The organism is Massilia sp. 05N420 (assembly GCF_056397205.1).
On sequence record NZ_JBFTMX010000018.1, the window covers coordinates 1 to 16,073 of the forward strand.

Annotated in this window: 15 protein-coding genes; 8 read left to right on the top strand and 7 right to left on the bottom strand. The window is 66.2% G+C overall.

Going from position 1 to position 16,073, the window contains the following annotated elements:
* Positions 1-164: 164 nt before the first annotated feature.
* The 6 genes from AC1DIX_RS14365 to AC1DIX_RS14390 all read right to left on the bottom strand — a co-directional run bounded on the left by AC1DIX_RS14365 (position 165) and on the right by AC1DIX_RS14390 (position 4,426).
* Complete coding sequence (locus AC1DIX_RS14365; protein ID WP_477325208.1) at positions 165-824, bottom strand: DUF3841 domain-containing protein; 660 nt, start codon at positions 822-824, stop codon at positions 165-167.
* 12 nt (positions 825-836) lie between these two features.
* On the bottom strand, positions 837-1,643 hold the full coding sequence (locus AC1DIX_RS14370) for a LytR/AlgR family response regulator transcription factor (RefSeq protein WP_477325210.1): 807 nt from the start codon (positions 1,641-1,643) through the stop codon (positions 837-839).
* Positions 1,640-2,791 (bottom strand): sensor histidine kinase, encoded by a 1,152-nt coding sequence (locus tag AC1DIX_RS14375; protein ID WP_477325212.1) that lies wholly within the window; start codon positions 2,789-2,791, stop codon positions 1,640-1,642. Before AC1DIX_RS14375 ends, AC1DIX_RS14370 begins: the two co-directional genes overlap by 4 nt.
* A gap of 48 nt (positions 2,792-2,839) precedes the next feature.
* Positions 2,840-3,256: a DUF2141 domain-containing protein gene (locus AC1DIX_RS14380; protein ID WP_442124843.1), complete on the bottom strand. Its 417-nt coding sequence runs from the start codon at positions 3,254-3,256 to the stop codon at positions 2,840-2,842.
* 192 nt (positions 3,257-3,448) lie between these two features.
* Complete coding sequence (locus tag AC1DIX_RS14385) at positions 3,449-3,634, bottom strand: hypothetical protein (protein WP_442124614.1); 186 nt, start codon at positions 3,632-3,634, stop codon at positions 3,449-3,451.
* A gap of 144 nt (positions 3,635-3,778) precedes the next feature.
* On the bottom strand, positions 3,779-4,426 hold the full coding sequence (locus AC1DIX_RS14390; RefSeq protein ID WP_442124615.1) for a TetR/AcrR family transcriptional regulator: 648 nt from the start codon (positions 4,424-4,426) through the stop codon (positions 3,779-3,781).
* A gap of 115 nt (positions 4,427-4,541) precedes the next feature.
* Between AC1DIX_RS14390 and AC1DIX_RS14395 the strand changes: the two genes are divergently transcribed.
* The 4 genes from AC1DIX_RS14395 to AC1DIX_RS14410 all read left to right on the top strand — a co-directional run bounded on the left by AC1DIX_RS14395 (position 4,542) and on the right by AC1DIX_RS14410 (position 9,352).
* Positions 4,542-5,705: an HlyD family secretion protein gene (locus tag AC1DIX_RS14395; RefSeq protein ID WP_477325214.1), complete on the top strand. Its 1,164-nt coding sequence runs from the start codon at positions 4,542-4,544 to the stop codon at positions 5,703-5,705.
* Between the two features lie 10 nt (positions 5,706-5,715).
* Positions 5,716-7,305: a DHA2 family efflux MFS transporter permease subunit gene (locus AC1DIX_RS14400; protein WP_477325216.1), complete on the top strand. Its 1,590-nt coding sequence runs from the start codon at positions 5,716-5,718 to the stop codon at positions 7,303-7,305.
* Between the two features lie 103 nt (positions 7,306-7,408).
* On the top strand, positions 7,409-8,896 hold the full coding sequence (locus tag AC1DIX_RS14405) for an efflux transporter outer membrane subunit (RefSeq protein WP_477325218.1): 1,488 nt from the start codon (positions 7,409-7,411) through the stop codon (positions 8,894-8,896).
* Between the two features lie 126 nt (positions 8,897-9,022).
* Positions 9,023-9,352, top strand: a complete 330-nt coding sequence (locus AC1DIX_RS14410) for a TM2 domain-containing protein (protein ID WP_442124619.1) — start codon at positions 9,023-9,025, stop codon at positions 9,350-9,352.
* A 6-nt stretch (positions 9,353-9,358) separates the two neighbouring features.
* Here the strand turns inward: AC1DIX_RS14410 and AC1DIX_RS14415 are convergent, their stop codons facing one another.
* Positions 9,359-9,631: a hypothetical protein gene (locus AC1DIX_RS14415; protein WP_477325220.1), complete on the bottom strand. Its 273-nt coding sequence runs from the start codon at positions 9,629-9,631 to the stop codon at positions 9,359-9,361.
* Between the two features lie 108 nt (positions 9,632-9,739).
* Between AC1DIX_RS14415 and AC1DIX_RS14420 the strand changes: the two genes are divergently transcribed.
* The 4 genes from AC1DIX_RS14420 to AC1DIX_RS14435 all read left to right on the top strand — a co-directional run bounded on the left by AC1DIX_RS14420 (position 9,740) and on the right by AC1DIX_RS14435 (position 15,997).
* Positions 9,740-10,777 carry a WD40/YVTN/BNR-like repeat-containing protein gene (locus tag AC1DIX_RS14420; protein ID WP_477325222.1) on the top strand — a complete coding sequence of 346 codons (1,038 nt, stop codon included), beginning with the start codon at positions 9,740-9,742 and terminating at the stop codon, positions 10,775-10,777.
* 346 nt (positions 10,778-11,123) lie between these two features.
* Positions 11,124-12,851: an ABC transporter permease gene (locus AC1DIX_RS14425; RefSeq protein WP_442124622.1), complete on the top strand. Its 1,728-nt coding sequence runs from the start codon at positions 11,124-11,126 to the stop codon at positions 12,849-12,851.
* Between the two features lie 24 nt (positions 12,852-12,875).
* The gene (locus AC1DIX_RS14430) at positions 12,876-14,171 is read left to right on the top strand and encodes an ABC transporter ATP-binding protein (RefSeq protein ID WP_477325224.1); all 1,296 of its coding nucleotides are present in this window, start codon (positions 12,876-12,878) and stop codon (positions 14,169-14,171) included.
* An 86-nt stretch (positions 14,172-14,257) separates the two neighbouring features.
* Positions 14,258-15,997: a dipeptidyl-peptidase 3 family protein gene (locus AC1DIX_RS14435; protein ID WP_477325226.1), complete on the top strand. Its 1,740-nt coding sequence runs from the start codon at positions 14,258-14,260 to the stop codon at positions 15,995-15,997.
* Positions 15,998-16,073: the final 76 nt, after the last annotated feature.

Below are 16,073 nucleotides of genomic sequence, written 5' to 3' on the forward strand. Positions count from 1 at the left end.
GCGTACCCTGTCCCCGATCCTCGCCTTCGATAAAGCGCTTCATGTGGTATCCGTCTTGATGAGATACTGGCTCAACGTTTACTGGGCCGGTTCCGTTTACCTGGACCTACGTTTTTACACGGCCTGGACCCATTCCAGACGTTAAGAGACCGGCCACATATGGGTTACAAGTTGGTAGGTGCGACAAGTTTTTGTTTCGGACGATTCATCCCGAATTCGACCGCATCAACAACGTACTCCGCGCGTAACTCCCAGAATGTTGCTTGTACGGATTGTTCGTCGAGCCGGATGCGCATTTTCTTGCGTATCGCAGCGAGATCGAAAATGGTTTCCCAAGATTGTTCCAACTGCGCTAACAGGCGTGGTTCCGGGAGCGGCCGATCACCGTACAAGTCAACCCCAGCCGCTTTGCATTGGCGTTCGAATTGATCGCTTGCTTTTGACGTGCCAAGGTAGATGTGATTGAGCGGATGGTGCCAGGCGGTATAGTCATGCAGGAGGACTCGATCGTCCGGTACGTCGAGCGTGAACATCACTTGCCGTTCTGTGCTTCCGCCGGCCTTCATGGCGGCATCGCGCAGGTCCGGTTTGGGTTTGTTCGGTCCTTCATAGTGATGCCAGGCCCATACAGGATAAGCATTCGGGTGCGGCCGCGACAAACCGCGCCGCACCATCTGATGACATAGCCAGTCATATGCAAATCTTGCCAAAGGCGCGTCCTCGAAAATCCAGTTCTTGCCTGCCTCGTGTGGACGGGGGCGAAAAGACCCCTTCGATAAAAGAATGTCGTACACGAAGCGAGGCTGGGACGAATACAGTCGCATTAAATACGCACTCTACATCTGCCTGAACAGCTCGGCGTAATTGCGGCTCACCACCAGCTCTTCCGGCCGGCCCTTGAGCTTGACCAGCAGCCGCCCGCGGAAGTCGGTGCGGGTGCCGGCCACATGATGGGCGGCGACGATGACGCCGCGGTGGATCTGCCAGAACTTCTGCTCGTCGAGCTGTTCGCGCAGCTGGCGCAGCGGGGTGCGGATCAGGTGTTCGCCGTCGGCGATGAAGACGCTGGTGTATTTGTCGTTGCTCTGGAAGTAGATGACTTCGTCGACCGCGATCAGGCGCGTCTCCTGGCCTTGCGCGGCGCGGATCCATTGCAGCGGTGCCGGCGCCGCCGCTGCCGGTGCGTTGGGGACGGGCACGCCGAGCTGGCGCAGCATCGCGGCCAGCTGGGCGGCCGTCTCCGGCGCGGGTGCCGATGCGGGGGACTGCGGCGGCTGCGCCAGCGTCTCCTTCAGGCGGTCTACGGCGCGCTGCAGGCGCTCCAGGCGGATCGGCTTGAGCAGGTAGTCGAAGGCTTCGCTGTCGAAGGCCTGCAGCGCGTACTGTTCGTGGGCGGTGGTGAAGACCACGCGTGGGGACGCGCCGCCGGCGCTCAGGCGGCTGGCTAGCTGCAGCCCGTTCAGGCCGGGCATCTGGATGTCGAGGAAGACGATGTCGGGCGCCAGCTCGTCGATCAGGCGCAGGGCCTCCACGCCGTTGGGCGCACGGCCGACCACCTTCAGGTCGGGCCAGGCCAGGGCGAGCTGCTCCTCGAGATAGGACAGCAGGTGGGGTTCGTCGTCGGCGAGCAGGGCGGTGGTCACGCTTGGTCCAGTGGTCGTGGCGGTGGCAGTGGCAACAGCAGGCGCGAGGTCACGCCGCTGGGTTGATTTTCCAATAATTGTAGCTGAGCCTTGGGGCCGTGCAGGCTGCGCAGCCGCTCGCGCAGGTTCGACAGGCCGACGCCGCCACCGGACCGTGGCGGCGCGGCGCCCAGTCCCATGCCGTCGTCGCTGACCTCGACGGACAGGATGCCGGCGGCGCAGGCGGCGCGCACCAGAATCTCTCCGCCTTCCATCTTCGGCTCGATGCCGTGCATGACCGCGTTCTCGACCAGCGGCTGGATCAGCATCGGCGCGATTTTCATGTCGCGGCAGCCTTCGTCGGCCTCGATGCGCCAGCGCAGGCGCGGACCCATGCGCACCGCCAGCAGGTCGAGGTAGGCGGCGGCCAGGTCGAGCTCGGCGCCCAGAGTCGCCTGTTCGGCGCGGCTGGCGGCCAGGCTGGCGCGCAGGAAGTCGATCAGGCGTTCCAGCATGTGCCTGGCGCGATCGGGCTCGCTGCCGATCAGGCTGACCACGTTGGCCAGGGTGTTGTACAGGAAGTGCGGCTCGATCTGGGCCTGCAAGGTGCGCAGGCGGGCTTCGGCCAGCAGTTGTGCTGCCTCGGCGATCTGCTGCTGGTGCTGGGCGGCGGCGGTCTCGCGCGCCAGCCGGCGCTCGTTGGTGGCCAGGATCGCCATCGTGATGGCGGTGACCACCAGTCCCATCGGCAGGATGGGCGCCAGCGCGCCCTCGATCAGCAAGGCGCGGAATGGGTTGACGCCGCGCAGCAAGGCATCCGGCACGGTAAAGCCGAGCACGGCGCAGGATTCGATCAGCAGCACCTGGCAGGCGCGCATCGCCCACGAGCGTCGCGCGGCGGCGGCGGGGAAGGCGCGTCGCAGCAGCGCCAGCCCGCCATGGATCAGGAAGCCGATCGAATTCGAGGTCAGCAAGGTCATGCCCAGCAGCTTCGGGATGGGGACGGCGCTGCGCGCCCCCGTGAGCGCGAACAGGACCGTCAATGCGATGCCGATCAGGCTGCTCCACAGGGCCGTATAGACCAGGTTGCGCCGGGTCGACGCGGGCCAGCGCCGGAACAGGGCGAACATGTCCAGCGGGTGATTGGCACGGACGGGGTGGGTCGGCATCGTTTCTCCTTGTTGAGCAACCGGGAAGTTACCACAAGCCTTGGAACCTCAACGCAGGCTGGCGCTGACGGCGGCGCCATCGGCCGGCACCGTGAACCTGGCGGCCTCGAAGGAGGGCGGACCCATGAAGCCCTGGGCGTCCTTGCTGAAGGCCACCGCTTCGGTCGGCCGGCCCATGCGGTTGGTGTCCATGCGGCCGTTGCCGTTCGCATCGTGCAGGACCGAGAAGGCGTAGTCGCCCGGCGCCAGGTCCTTGAATACCACCGTGGTGCTGCCGGCGACGGCATCCACCGAGGTTTTGCGGACCGGCTGCTTCAGGTAGCCGGCGGCGCTGTCGTACAGCGCAACCATCAGCTGGCCGTCGTTGTTCTCGACGTTGTCGATGCGGATCGTGAGGTCGGCGGCCTGGGCGCCGGTGGCGCCGAGGATGAGGGCGAGGATGGCGCCGCGGATGGCGATGTGCATGCTGTGCTCCCTTGTTGTCGTTGTCGATGGGGGCACTCTAGGCAATCCGGCGCCCGGCCGCGGCGGCTTGCGACGAAGTGCGGCGGTATGGCGCGAAATGCAGGCAGGCGGCGCGAAATGAGAGGCAAACGCGGCAGGACATAAAAAATGCCGCCCAGCGAACTGGGCGGCATGTCGGTAGCGTGTTTCAGCTCAGTTGTAACTGGTCCAGTGTTGCGGAATCTCGATGTGGCCCGACTGGGCCGCGTCGGCGTAGGCACGCATCTCGGCAACGACGGCCTCGAGTTGTTCCTTGCCCGGATTCGCAAGGAAGCCCTTCATGCGCTCCTGCACCGCAGCCTGCTGGTCTCGCCATTCGTAACGTGACGCCTTGCTCATGCTACCCCCTTGCGGCGAACTGCCGTCTTTGTACTTATCGTGTTCATGACATCCTCCTTCTTAAGACTTTCAGGATGCCCGAACCGGGTCGAGGCGGTCCGTGCGATGCCGCACACTGACTCGGCCGGCCAGGGGCAGGGGAGCTCAGGGCCGGGCCAGCACGGCGCGGTAGAACAGCGCGAGGCGGCGGTCGAGTTCGCGGAGCGCCTGGTCCAGAGGCTGTTTTTCGGGCGGGAACACGAAACGGCACAGCTGGTCGCCGGCGATGCAGCCCATCAGGTGGCCGGGCAGCAGGTCGATGTCGATGTCGGGGTGCAACTGGGCGCGGATGTCCGGACGGGCGAAGAAACGGCCCAGCATCTCGCGGGTCTGGCGCGGACCGCCGTTCCAGAAGGCTTCCGCCAGTTCGGGATTGGTCGGCGCTTCCGCCATCACGATGCGCTGCATGTCCACCGCTTCCTGCGAGATGAGCAGTCCATACATCTGGCGCGCGAAATCGTCCACGATTTCCTTCAGCGGACGGGTGTCCGTCTGCATCGGCTGGCTGCGGAAGAAGCGGTCGCGCTTGGCCGCCAGCACCGCGTGCAGCAGGCCGGCCTTGCCGCCGAATTTCACGTAGATGGTGCGCACCGCCACGTGGGCGGCGCGGGCGATCGATTCCAGGCTGGTCTTGGTATAGCCGTTCTTGAGGAAGAGACCGCCGGCAATCTGCAGCAGCTCCTGCGTGCGTGCTTCGACCTCGGCGGCCTTGGGCCGGCCGGCGGCCTTGCAGTCGTTTACGGGTTTGTCCATGACGACACTCTAGCCCAGAAAAAAATGAAATGCAACCGTTTCATTTCTTGACTTCGCCGATTCTTTGTCGAATAATGCGATGAACCCATTTCATTTTTTCTTCGGAGTCGTATTCATGGCAGATTCGCAAACCACGGTCCAGCAGAAACCGACCGCCGCCGTTCCGCCTGCAGCGCCGGCCGCCGCCAACGGCAGCAAGGGACCGCCGAAGCGCGTGCTGATGGTGGTCGGCGTGATCGCCCTGGCCGCGCTCGCCGCCGGTGGCCGCATGTGGTACCGCAGCAGCAACTTCGTCGAAACCGAAAACGCCTACATCACCGGTCACGTGCATCCGGTCTCGGCGCGCATCCCGGGCGTCGTCACCAAGGTCATGTTCGACGACAACCAGATCGTCAAGGCCGGCGATGTGCTGGCCGAGCTGGATCCGGCCGACCAGGGCGTAAAGGTCGAGCAGATCCAGGCCCAGATCGCCAGCGTGCAGCAGCAGATCGTGCAGGCCGATGCCGCCGTCGAGCAGGCCAGGGCCCAGGCCTCGGCCGCCGGCGCCCAGGTGGTGCAGGCCCAGGCCAACCTGGTGCGCGCCAGGCAGGACGCCGAACGCTACGGCCAGCTGTACAACACCAACATGAAGGCCGTCTCGAAGGCCGAGGTCGACGCCGCCACCGCGGCCCGCGCCGGCGCCACCGCCGACGTCAACGCGCGCCGCGACAACGCCAATGCCGCCAAGGCCCAGATCGCCGCCGCCGGCTCGGCGCGCGACGTGCTGAAGGCCCAGGTCAAGGTGCTGCAGGCCCAGCTCAAGGACGCCCGGCAGCAGCTCGGCTACAACCAGATCGTGGCGCCGGTCAGCGGCCGCATCGGCAAGCGCAGCGTCGAAGTCGGCGCCCGCATCCAGCCGGGCCAGCAGCTGGCCGCCATCGTCCAGGACGACGTCTGGGTCACCGCCAACTTCAAGGAAACCCAGCTGCCGGGCCTGGTGCCGGGCCAGGAAGTCAGGATCGAAGTCGACGCCCTGAAGGACAAGGAACTGGTCGGCCGCGTTGACAGCTTCTCGCCGGCCTCGGGCAACCAGTTCGCGCTGCTGCCGGCCGATAACGCGACCGGTAACTTCACCAAGATCGTCCAGCGCGTGCCGGTCAAGATCACCTTCAGGCCGGAAGACCTGAAGAAATACGCCGGCCGCCTGGTGCCCGGCATGTCGACGGTGGTCGAGATCGACCTGCGCCAAAAGCCGGCACAAGGCGCGCAGCAGCCGGCCCGCACCGCGTCGGCCCAGTAAAGGGATCGTCATGACGAGTTCCACCCAGACGATGAGCATGCCGGCCAACGGCACGCACGTCGACGCCCGCACCTGGATCGCGGTGGCCGCCGGCCTGCTCGGCGCCTTCATGGCGGTGCTCGACATCCAGATCACCAACTCCTCGCTGCGCGACATCCTCGGTACGCTGTCGGCCACCCAGGAGGAGGGCTCGTGGATCTCGACCGCCTACCTGTGCGCCGAGATCGTGGTGATCCCGATGACCGCGCTGTTCGTGCGCGCCTTCGGCCAGCGCCGCTACCTGATGCTGACCACGGCGCTGTTCCTGGCCTTCTCGACCCTGTGCGGCGCGGCCTGGAACCTGCAGAGCATGATCGTGTTCCGCATGCTGCAGGGCTTCACCGGCGGCGCCCTGATCCCGATGGCGATGACCCTGGTGATGACCCGCCTGCCTCCCGCCAAGCGCGCGGTCGGCATGGCGATGTTCGGCCTGACCGCGACCCTGGCCCCGGCCATGGGCCCGACCCTGGGCGGCTACCTGACGGAGCTGTACGGCTGGCCCTCGATCTTTTACATCAACTGGGTGCCGGGCGTGCTGCTGATCGCCGGCATGTACTGGGGCCTGGACAAGGAGCCGCTGAACCTGAAAATGCTGGCCAAGGCCGACTGGCTGGGCATCGCCTTCATGGCGGTCGGCCTGGCCAGCCTGACCATCTTCCTGGAAGAGGGCAATTCGAAGGACTGGTTCGAGTCGAGCTTCATCATCACCTTCGCCGCGCTGGCGCTGATCGGCATCCTGGGCTGGGTGGTGATCGGCTTCTGGCGCGCCGACCCCTTCGTCAACCTGCGCCTGTACGGCCAGCGCAACTTCATGGTGGCGACCATCCTGTCGGCGGTGATCGGCATGGGCCTGTACGGCTCGTCCTACCTGCTGCCGCTGTACCTGGGCCAGATCGCCGGCTATTCGCCGATGCAGATCGGCGAGGTCATCGCCTGGATGGGCCTGCCGCAGCTGTTCGTGATGCCCTTCGTGGCGCGCCTGTCGCAGAAGATCGACAACCGCATCATGTGCATGTTCGGCCTGGGCCTGTTCGGCATCTCCTGCCTGATGAACGCCTACATGGACGCCAGCACCGGCTACGACCAGCTGATGGTCACCCAGGTCATCCGCGCGATCGGCCAGCCCTTCGTGATGCTGACCCTGTCGAACTTCGCGATGAACGGCATCGCGCCGAAGGACATGCCGTCGGCCTCGAGCCTGTTCAACATGACCCGCAACCTGGGCGGCTCGGTGGGTATCGCGCTGCTGGCGACCTCGCTGACCAACCGCGAGCACTTCCACTCGGCGCGCATCGGCGAATCGGTGTCGCTGTTCGCGTCCGCCACCCAGGCCCGCCTGGACCAGCTGACCCAGTTCTTCGTTTCGCAAGGCATCGACCCGGCCACCGCGGCCAACCAGGCGATCGCGGCGATCGACCGCATCGTGCGCCGCGAGGCTTACGTGATGGCCTACAACGACGGCTTCTTCCTCGTCGGCGTGATCCTGATCGCGGCGATCGTGCCGCTGTGGTTTGCGGACAAGGTCAAGTCGCCTGGCGGGGCTGGGAGCGGCGGCCACTAATGATTGATACGTCGTCCCCGCGAAGGCGGGAATCCAAGTTCGTGGCGAACCATGGAAACTTGGGTCCCCGCCTTCGCGGGGGCGACGGGACGGATAACTCTCAATGAAAAATACTATGTTCAAGCCTGTCATCCACACCGCTGTCGCCGCGGCCATCGCCGCGCTCCTCGCCGCCTGCGGCACCGTCGGTCCCGACTTCAAGGCCCCGCAGGACATCGCGAGCCCGGCATACCGCCACGCGCAGGCCGGCCAGCAGCAGGACGCCGCGCGCCTGCCGGCCGACTGGTGGACCGTGTTCGGCGACCAGACCCTGGACACCCTCGAGCAGCGCGCGTTGCACGATAACCCGAACGTGCGCGCCGCCGCGCAGCGCCTGGTGCAGGCACAGGCCCAGCTGGGCGTGGTGCGCGCCGGCCAGCTGCCGTCGGTGAACGTGCAGGCCGGTATCTCGAACTCGCGCACCTCGGCCGAGACCTCGCAGGGCCTGGCGCTGGGCCACCGCTCGATCGAAGGTAACAACTACTCGCTAGGTGCCGGCTTCTCGTGGGAGCTGGACCTGTGGGGCCGCGTGCGCCGCGTGGTCGAAGCGGCCGATGCCCAGGCCCTGGCGGCCCAGGACGACCGCGACGGCGTGTTGCTGATGCTGTCGGGCCAGGTCGCAACCACCTACTGGCAGCTGCGCGGCCTGGACACCGAACTGGCGATCCTGCGCAACGCGCTGGCGACCCGCCGCGAATCCCAGGAACTGATCGAGGCGCGCTTCAACGCCGGCCTGTCGAACGAACTGGACGTCTCGCGCACCCGCATCGAGCGCGCCAACGCCGAGGCCGACCTGCACGAAGCCCAGCGCCAGCGCAACACGCTGGAGCATGCGCTGTCGGTGCTGGTGGGCGCTTCGCCGAGCGAGCCGCTGGTGGCGAGCAACCAGGGCACCGCCCTGCAGGATAAGCTTTTGCCCCAGCCGCCGAGCATCCCGGTCGGCCTGCCGGCCAGCCTGTTGGGCCAGCGTCCCGACCTGGCATCGAGCGTGGCCGCCCTGAAGGCCTTCAACGCCCAGATCGGCGTGGCCGAAGGCGCCTTCTATCCGGCGCTGTCCTTGACCGGCAACTACGGCTATGCCTCGGAAAGCCTGCGCAACCTGGCCCAGGGCAGCGCGCGCCAGTTTTCCTTCGGTCCGCTGGCGTTGTCGCTGCCGGTGTTCGACGCCGGCCGCAACCGCGCCAACCTGAAGCTGGCCCAGGCCCGTTACGACGAGGCGGTCGCCAACCACGAGGGACGCCTGCTGAGCGCATTGCGCGAAGTGGAAGATGCGCTGTCCGACGTGCAGGAACGCCAGCAGCAGGGCGAGGTGCAGGTCCAGGCGCAGCAGGCGGCAGCCCGCGCGCTGCAGGTGGCCCAGGCGCGCTACGACCGCGGCGTCTCGACCTACCTGGACGTTACCGATGCCCAGCGCAGTGCGCTGGCGGCGGACCGCGCCGCGGCCCAGATCCGTACCCAGCGCCTGCTGGCGGCGGTGTCGGTGGCGCGTGCGCTGGGTGGCGGCTGGAGGCAGGGGGAGCCGGTGGCGACCATCGCCAAGGCCGGCAATTAAGCTGCGCTCCGGCCGGCCCGCATGCCGGCCGGAGAGGGCAGCAATGACGTGATTTTTGGTGATCTTCCGCGCAGGCCCTGCATGCTATGCTCGATCGATAATAATTCCATATGGGGAACCCGATCGATGAACACCGCCGTCAATTCGCAGATGATTTATTGCCGCGCCTGCGGCTCGAACATGCACTTCAGCGCACAAGCCTGCCCGGGCTGCGGCGCGCCCCAGCAGGGCCATGGCTTCAGCGCCTCGCAAAAGCGCATCCTGCCGGCGGCCATCCTGTGCTTCTTCATCGGCTTCCTCGGCGTGCACCGCTTCTATGTGGGCAAAGTCGGCACCGGCATCCTGCAGCTGCTGACCTTCGGTGGCCTCGGCATCTGGGCCTTCGTCGATTTCATCATGATCGTCATCGGGTCCTTCCGCGACAGCGACGGCAACCTGATCAATCTCTGGACCTGACGGGACCTAGCGCTTCTTGCCGCTCCCGCGCTGGTGCTGGGCGCGCTGCTGCTTTTGCTGCGTCTCCACCCGGTTCTGGCGCGCCGTGTACAAGGCCACCGCTTCCTTCTTCGCCTGCTCCAGCGTGCGCAGTTCCGGCTTGTCGTCGTGGACGACGAAGTATTCGGCGTCCTGCGCCTGCATCACCAGCTTGATGGCGGCCTCGTCCTCCATGTCGTAGATTTCGGTGAGCAGGGTCGTGACTTCGTCGAGGAAGGCTTCGTAGGTGAGGGTATTCATGGTTTTCGCTTCAAATTCCGGATAAGGCGGCCATTATCGCAAACTCGCCCCTGGCGCGGGCGGCGGTGTAATATCGGCACTCATCATTAATACGACACGCCGGACTCCATGCACCCACGCTCCCTCCTGATCGCCGCACTGCTGGCCTCCAGCGCCGCCTCCGCCCAGTCCTGGCAAGCCACCCCCAGCGGCACCAGCGCCGAACTGCGCGGCCTGTCCGTCGTCGATGCCAAGGTCGCCTGGGCCAGCGGCGCCAGGGGCACCGTGTTGCGCACCGTCGACGGCGAACACTGGCAGGCGATGCAGGTGCCGGAGGCCGACAAGATCGACTTCCGCGACATCCAGGCCTTCGATGCGAAGACCGCCGTGGTGATGGGCGCCGGCCCCGGCGCGGCTTCGCGCATCTACCGGACCGAAGACGGCGGCGCCAGCTGGCGCCTGATGACGACCAACCAGGTGGCGGACGGCTTCTGGGACGCGATGGCGTTCTGGGACAAGGACCACGGCATCCTGTTCGGCGATCCGGTCAAGGGCAGCTTCCAGGTCTACACCACCGGCGACGGCGGCGTGTCCTGGCAGCTCGTCGAGACCGAGGGACTGGAGGCGATGCCGAACGAGGGCGCCTTCGCCGCCAGCGGCACCTGCCTGACGGTGGCCGGCACCAACGATGCGTGGATCGCCACCGGCGGTTCGGCCAATTCGCGCGTGTTCCACTCGCTTGACCGCGGCAAGACCTGGCGCGCGCAAGCGACGCCGATCCCGGCCGGGGCAGCGGCCCGTGGCGTGTTCTCTGTCGCCTTCCTGGACCCGAAAGTAGGCTTTGCCGCCGGCGGCGATTACAAGGAGACGCAAATGGCCGGCATCAACGGCGCGCGCACGGAAGATGGCGGCGCGAGCTGGAGTCCGGTCCAGGTGCAGCCGGCCGGCTACATGTCGGTGGTGGTGCCGGTGCCGGGCGCGCCGCGCACCCTGGTTGCCGCCGGCCTGGCCGGCTCCGGCTTCTCGCGCGACGCCGGAAAGAGCTGGACCGTGCTGGACAAGACGCCGATGAACACGGTCGGTTTCGCCAGCCCGACGAGCGGCTGGGCGGTGGGGCCGAAGGGCCTCTTGATGAAGTACAGCGGACCGGTTCTTGTCGGCAAATAAACACATGGGCGGCGCACCCTGCGCCGGGAATCACGATCGTGGTTGACGCCCTGTAGAGCGGGCAATTACACTCGCTCTGTTTTCATTTTTTGGGTCCATTCATGGGCACTTGTTCGAGCGATAGTTGTCGCCAGATCATTTCTGGCACGTTCTCGGCAAGATAACGCAGGCTTTCCCGTCTCCTGCCGTCATCCTGCCAGGATGATGGTATCTTTTCTGTTCCGGCCGTACCGGAACATTCATATTCCAGCAACACGCACACTGGTCACCGGTGGCCGGGCCGCACTGCGGTCCGCCGCCGGCGCGCATATCAACGACGGCTTCACTCTGCGTGCAAGGAACGTGGATGTTCGAGTTCTTCAATGACCGCCGGCCGGCGGTCGACCGCGGCGGACGCGGCTTCAATCGCTGGGATTGGCTCCTGCTGCCGCTGGTGCTGGCGGTGCTGGCCGCCTGCGCCTACGGCGCCATGCAGATGGCGCGTCCCTTCGTAGTCGGCCAGGCGACCCCCATCTCGCTGGACCCCGCGGCGCTGCCTTACTACCTGCTGCGCACCATCCTGCGCATGTTCATCGCGCTCGGCTGCTCGCTGGTGTTCAGCTTCGTGTTCGCGGCCGTCGCCGCCAAGTATCGCGCTGCCGAAAAAGCGCTGATCCCGCTGCTCGACATCCTGCAGTCGGTGCCGATCCTGGGCTTCCAGGCGATCGCGATCGCGCCCTTCATCGCGCTGTTCCCGGGCAGCCTGCTGGGCGTGGAATGCGCGGCCATCTTCGCGATCTTCACCTCGCAGGCCTGGAACATGGCGTTCAGCCTGTACCAGTCGATGCGCACCGTGCCCGACGAACTGAACGAGGCGGCGCGCGTGTTCTGCCTGTCCGGCTGGCAGCGCTTCTGGCGCCTCGAGCTTCCCTACGCGACGCCGGCGCTGCTGTGGAACATGATGATGTCGATGTCGGGCGGCTGGTTCTTCCTGGTCGCCGCGGAAGCGATCTCGGTGGCCGGCCAGGACATCAAGCTGCCGGGCATCGGCGCCTTCATCGCCGTCGCCATCGAGCAGGAAAACGGCAAGGCGGTGGCGTGGGCGATCCTGGCCATGCTGGCCGGCATCGTGTTGTACGACCAGCTGTTCTTCCGCCCGCTGCTGGCCTGGGCCGACAAGTTCCGCTTCGAGGAGTCGCAGGGCGAGACCGCGCAGCGTTCCTGGCTGCTCGACTGGGGTCGCCGCAGCCTCTGGGTCAGCCGCCTGGCGCAGCGCTTCTGGGCGACCATGCGCATCACCCTGGGCTGGTTCGGCACCGCCGCCACCGCGCCGGCCCCGCAAAAGCCGGCGACCTGGCAGCGCATCCTGCCGCGCCTGTGGGACGTGCTGCTGCCGGTGGCCGTGCTGGCCGCCACGCTCAAGCTGGCCGTGTACGTGCACGCGGAAGTCGGCTGGGGCGAAGCCGGCCACGTGGTCCTGCTCGGCCTGGCGACCCTGTTGCGGGTGATGCTGTTGATCGCGCTGGCCTCGCTGTTCTGGGTCCCGGTGGCGGTGTGGATCGGTCTGAGCCCGCGCTATTCACAGCGCGTACAGGCCGTGGCCCAGTTCCTGGCGGCCTTCCCGGTCAACCTGCTGTTCCCGCTGGTGGTGTTCCTGATGGTGAGTTTCAAGCTGAACCCGGATATCTGGCTCAGCCCCCTGATGGTGTTCGGCACTCAGTGGTACATCCTGTTCAACGTGGTGGCGGGGGCCTCGACCATCCCGACCGAGCTGCGGCTGGCGGCCGACAACCTGGGCCTGCGCGGCTGGCTGAAGTGGAAACGGGTCTACCTGCCGGCGGTGTTCCCGGCCTACCTGACCGGCGCGATCACGGCCAGCGGCGGCTCCTGGAACGCCAGCATCGTGGCCGAATACGTCACCTGGGGCAAGACCACGCTGGCGGCGCAGGGCCTGGGCAGCTATATCAAGCAGATGACGGACGCCGGCGACTTCCCGCGCATCGCGCTCGGCATCGGCATCATGTGCATCTTCGTGATGCTGCTGAACCGCTTCTTCTGGCGCAAGCTGTACCTGCTCGCCGACAATCGTGGCTGAGCCGCGGACTTCGAAGGAAACGAAATGACGCAAGATATCCTGATCCATCTGGCCTCGGTGGGCAAATCCTTCAGCGGCGCCGACGGCGTGCCGCGGCGCATCCTGGACGGCGTCGACTTCACGCTGCGCCAGGGAGAAATCGTCGCGCTGCTCGGCAAGTCCGGCTCCGGCAAATCGACCCTGCTGCGCATCATGGCCGGCCTGGTGCCGTCCGACGGCGGCAACGCCAGCTACCGCGGCCAGCCGATCGCCGGCCCGGCGCCGGGCGTGGCGATGGTGTTCCAGTCCTTTGCCCTGTTCCCGTGGCTAACCGTGCAGCAGAACGTCGAGCTGGGCCTGGAGGCGCAGGGCGTATCGCCGGACGAACGCGAACGCCGCGCCGACGCCGTGCTCGAGCTGATCGGCCTGGCCGGCTTCGGCGGCGCGCTGCCGCGCGAGCTGTCGGGCGGCATGCGCCAGCGCGTCGRCATCGCGCGCGCCCTGGTCACGAACCCGGACGTGCTGCTGATGGACGAAGCCTTTTCCGCCCTCGACGTGCTGACCGGCGAGACCCTGCGCGACGACATCCTGCAGCTGTGGGAGAGCAAGCAGATCCCGACCCGCGGCATCGTGGTCGTGTCCCACAACATCGAGGAAGCGGTGATGATGGCCGACCGCATCATCATCCTGTCCAGCGATCCGGGCCGCATCGTCAGCGAAGTCCGGATCGACCAGCCGCGTCCGCGGGTTGCCGACAGCCCGCGCGTGCGCGCCCTGATCGACGAGGTGTATGGCCTGATGACGATGCGCCGCCCGGCGCCGGCGGTCGCGGTCGGGATGCCGGCCCGCCATCCGGATTTCGGCCTGCCGGACACCGACGTCAGCCGCATCGAGGCGGTGCTGGAACTGGTGGCCGAGCCGCCCTTCGACGGCCGCGCCGACCTGCCGCACCTGGCCGAGGAAGCCGAGCTGTCCGACGAGGAGCTGTTCCCGACCTTCGAGGCGCTGGCGATGCTGGGCCTGGCCCAGGTCGAAAGCGGCGACATCATGCTGACCCACCTGGGCCGCCGCTACGCCGGCGCCGAACAGGCCGAGCGCCAGGAGATCTTCGGCCGCCAGGTGCTGGAGAACGTGCCGCTGGCGGCGAAGATCCGCGCCGCGCTGGCCGAGAGCGCCGGCGGCACGCTGTCCGAAGAACCCTTCATCGAACTGCTGGAAGAGGGCATGAAGGAAAACCGCGCCCGCCGCACCCTGAATATCGCGGTGGAGTGGGGCCGCTACGGCGAACTGTACGAGTACGACTTCCACCTCAAGCGCCTGAAGCTGCCGGACATCGAGTAGCGCGTCGGGTAGCGGCAATAACGGTAAGGTAAACGCGGCGATAGTTGGATTACAATCGCCCGCATTACAACTACGCGAGAGACGCCATGAAGAATCTGTTCAGCCCACTGGTTGCCGCCCTGCTGGCTGCCGGCGCAATGTCCATCCCGGCCCTGGCCCTTGATGCCCCCGCGCCGGCCACGGTCGCCCAGCTGACCGCGATGGAGAAACGCTTTGCCCCGGTCGACCTGAACGCCGACACCAGCAAGCTGTCGAAGGGTGACCTGGTCGCCATCGAAAAGCTGGTCGAAGCGGCGAAGATCGTCGACACCCTGCAGCTGCGCCAGCGCTGGTCCGGCAACGAGGCGCTGTGGGCCGCGCTGCAGAAGGACAAGACGCCGCTGGGCAAGGCGCGCCGCGACTACTTCTGGCTGAACAAGGGACCGTGGTCCATCATCGACGGCAACCATTCCTTCATGCCGGCCGAGTATGCCGGCATTAACATCCCGGCCGAGAAGCCGGCGGGCGCGAACTTCTATCCGGAAGGCGCCAGCAAGCAGGACCTCGAAGCCTGGATGAACAGCCTGTCGCCGCAGGACAAGGAGCAGGCGCAGTGGTTCTTCACGACCATCCGGAATACCAAGGACGGCAAGGGCAAGCAGCGCTACACCATCGTCAAGTACTCGGACGAATACGCGACCGAGCTGCAGCAGCTGTCCAAATTGCTGAAGGACGCCGCGAACGCCACCGACAACGCCTCGCTGAAGAAATTCCTGAACCTGCGCGCCGAGGCCTTCCTGTCGAACGACTACCTGGCCTCCGACTTCGCCTGGATGGACCTGGATTCGCCGGTCGACGTCACGATCGGCCCCTACGAGACCTATAACGACGAACTGTTCGGCTACAAGGCCGCCTTCGAAGCCTATGTAAACGTGCGCGACGCGAAGGAAACCGAGAAGCTGAACTTCTTCGGCAAGCACATGCAGGAGCTGGAGAACAACCTGCCGCTGGATCCGAAGTACCGCAATCCGAAGGTCGGCGCGATCGCCCCGATGGTGGTCGTGAACCAGGTCTATGGCGCCGGCGACGGCAATATGGGCGTGCAGACCGCCGCCTACAACCTGCCGAACGACGAGCGCATCATCAGCCAGCGCGGCTCCAAGCGCGTGATGCTGAAGAACGTGCAGGAAGCGAAGTTCGACGCCACCCTCAAGCCGATCACGAAACTGGTGCTGAGGCCAAGCGACCAGAAGGACCTCGACTTCGATTCCTTCTTCACCCACATCCTGGCGCACGAGATCATGCACGGCCTGGGCCCGCACGCGACCACCCAGAACGGCAAGCCCTCGACCCCGCGCCAGGACCTGAAGGACAGCTACTCGACCATCGAGGAAGCCAAGGCCGACATCACCGGCCTGTGGGCGCTGAGCTACATGATGGACAAGGGCCAGCTGAAATCCTCGCTGGGACAGGGCGCTGCCGCCGAACGCAAGCTGTACAACACCTTCCTGGCATCGGCCTTCCGCACGCTGCACTTCGGCCTGACCGATTCGCACGCGCGCGGCATGGCGATCCAGGTCAACTACCTGCTCGACAAGGGCGGCTTCGTCTCGCACGGCGACGGTACTTTCTCGGTCGACTTCAGCAAGATCAAGCAGGCCGTGGCCGACCTCGACCGAGAATTCCTGACCATCGAAGCCCTAGGGGACTACGCCCGCGCCCAGGCGCTGATGAAGCAGTACGTGGTGATCCGCCCGGACGTGCAGAAGGCGCTCGACAAGATGAAGGCGGTGCCGAATGATATTCGCCCGGCGTTTACGACGGCTGCGAAGCTGACCGGCAAATAAGCTCGTTCGCAAGTAGCCGTCGTTCCCGGCGCAGGCGGGAACGACAGATGCGCGCAGGAACGACGGCGGATTTTTG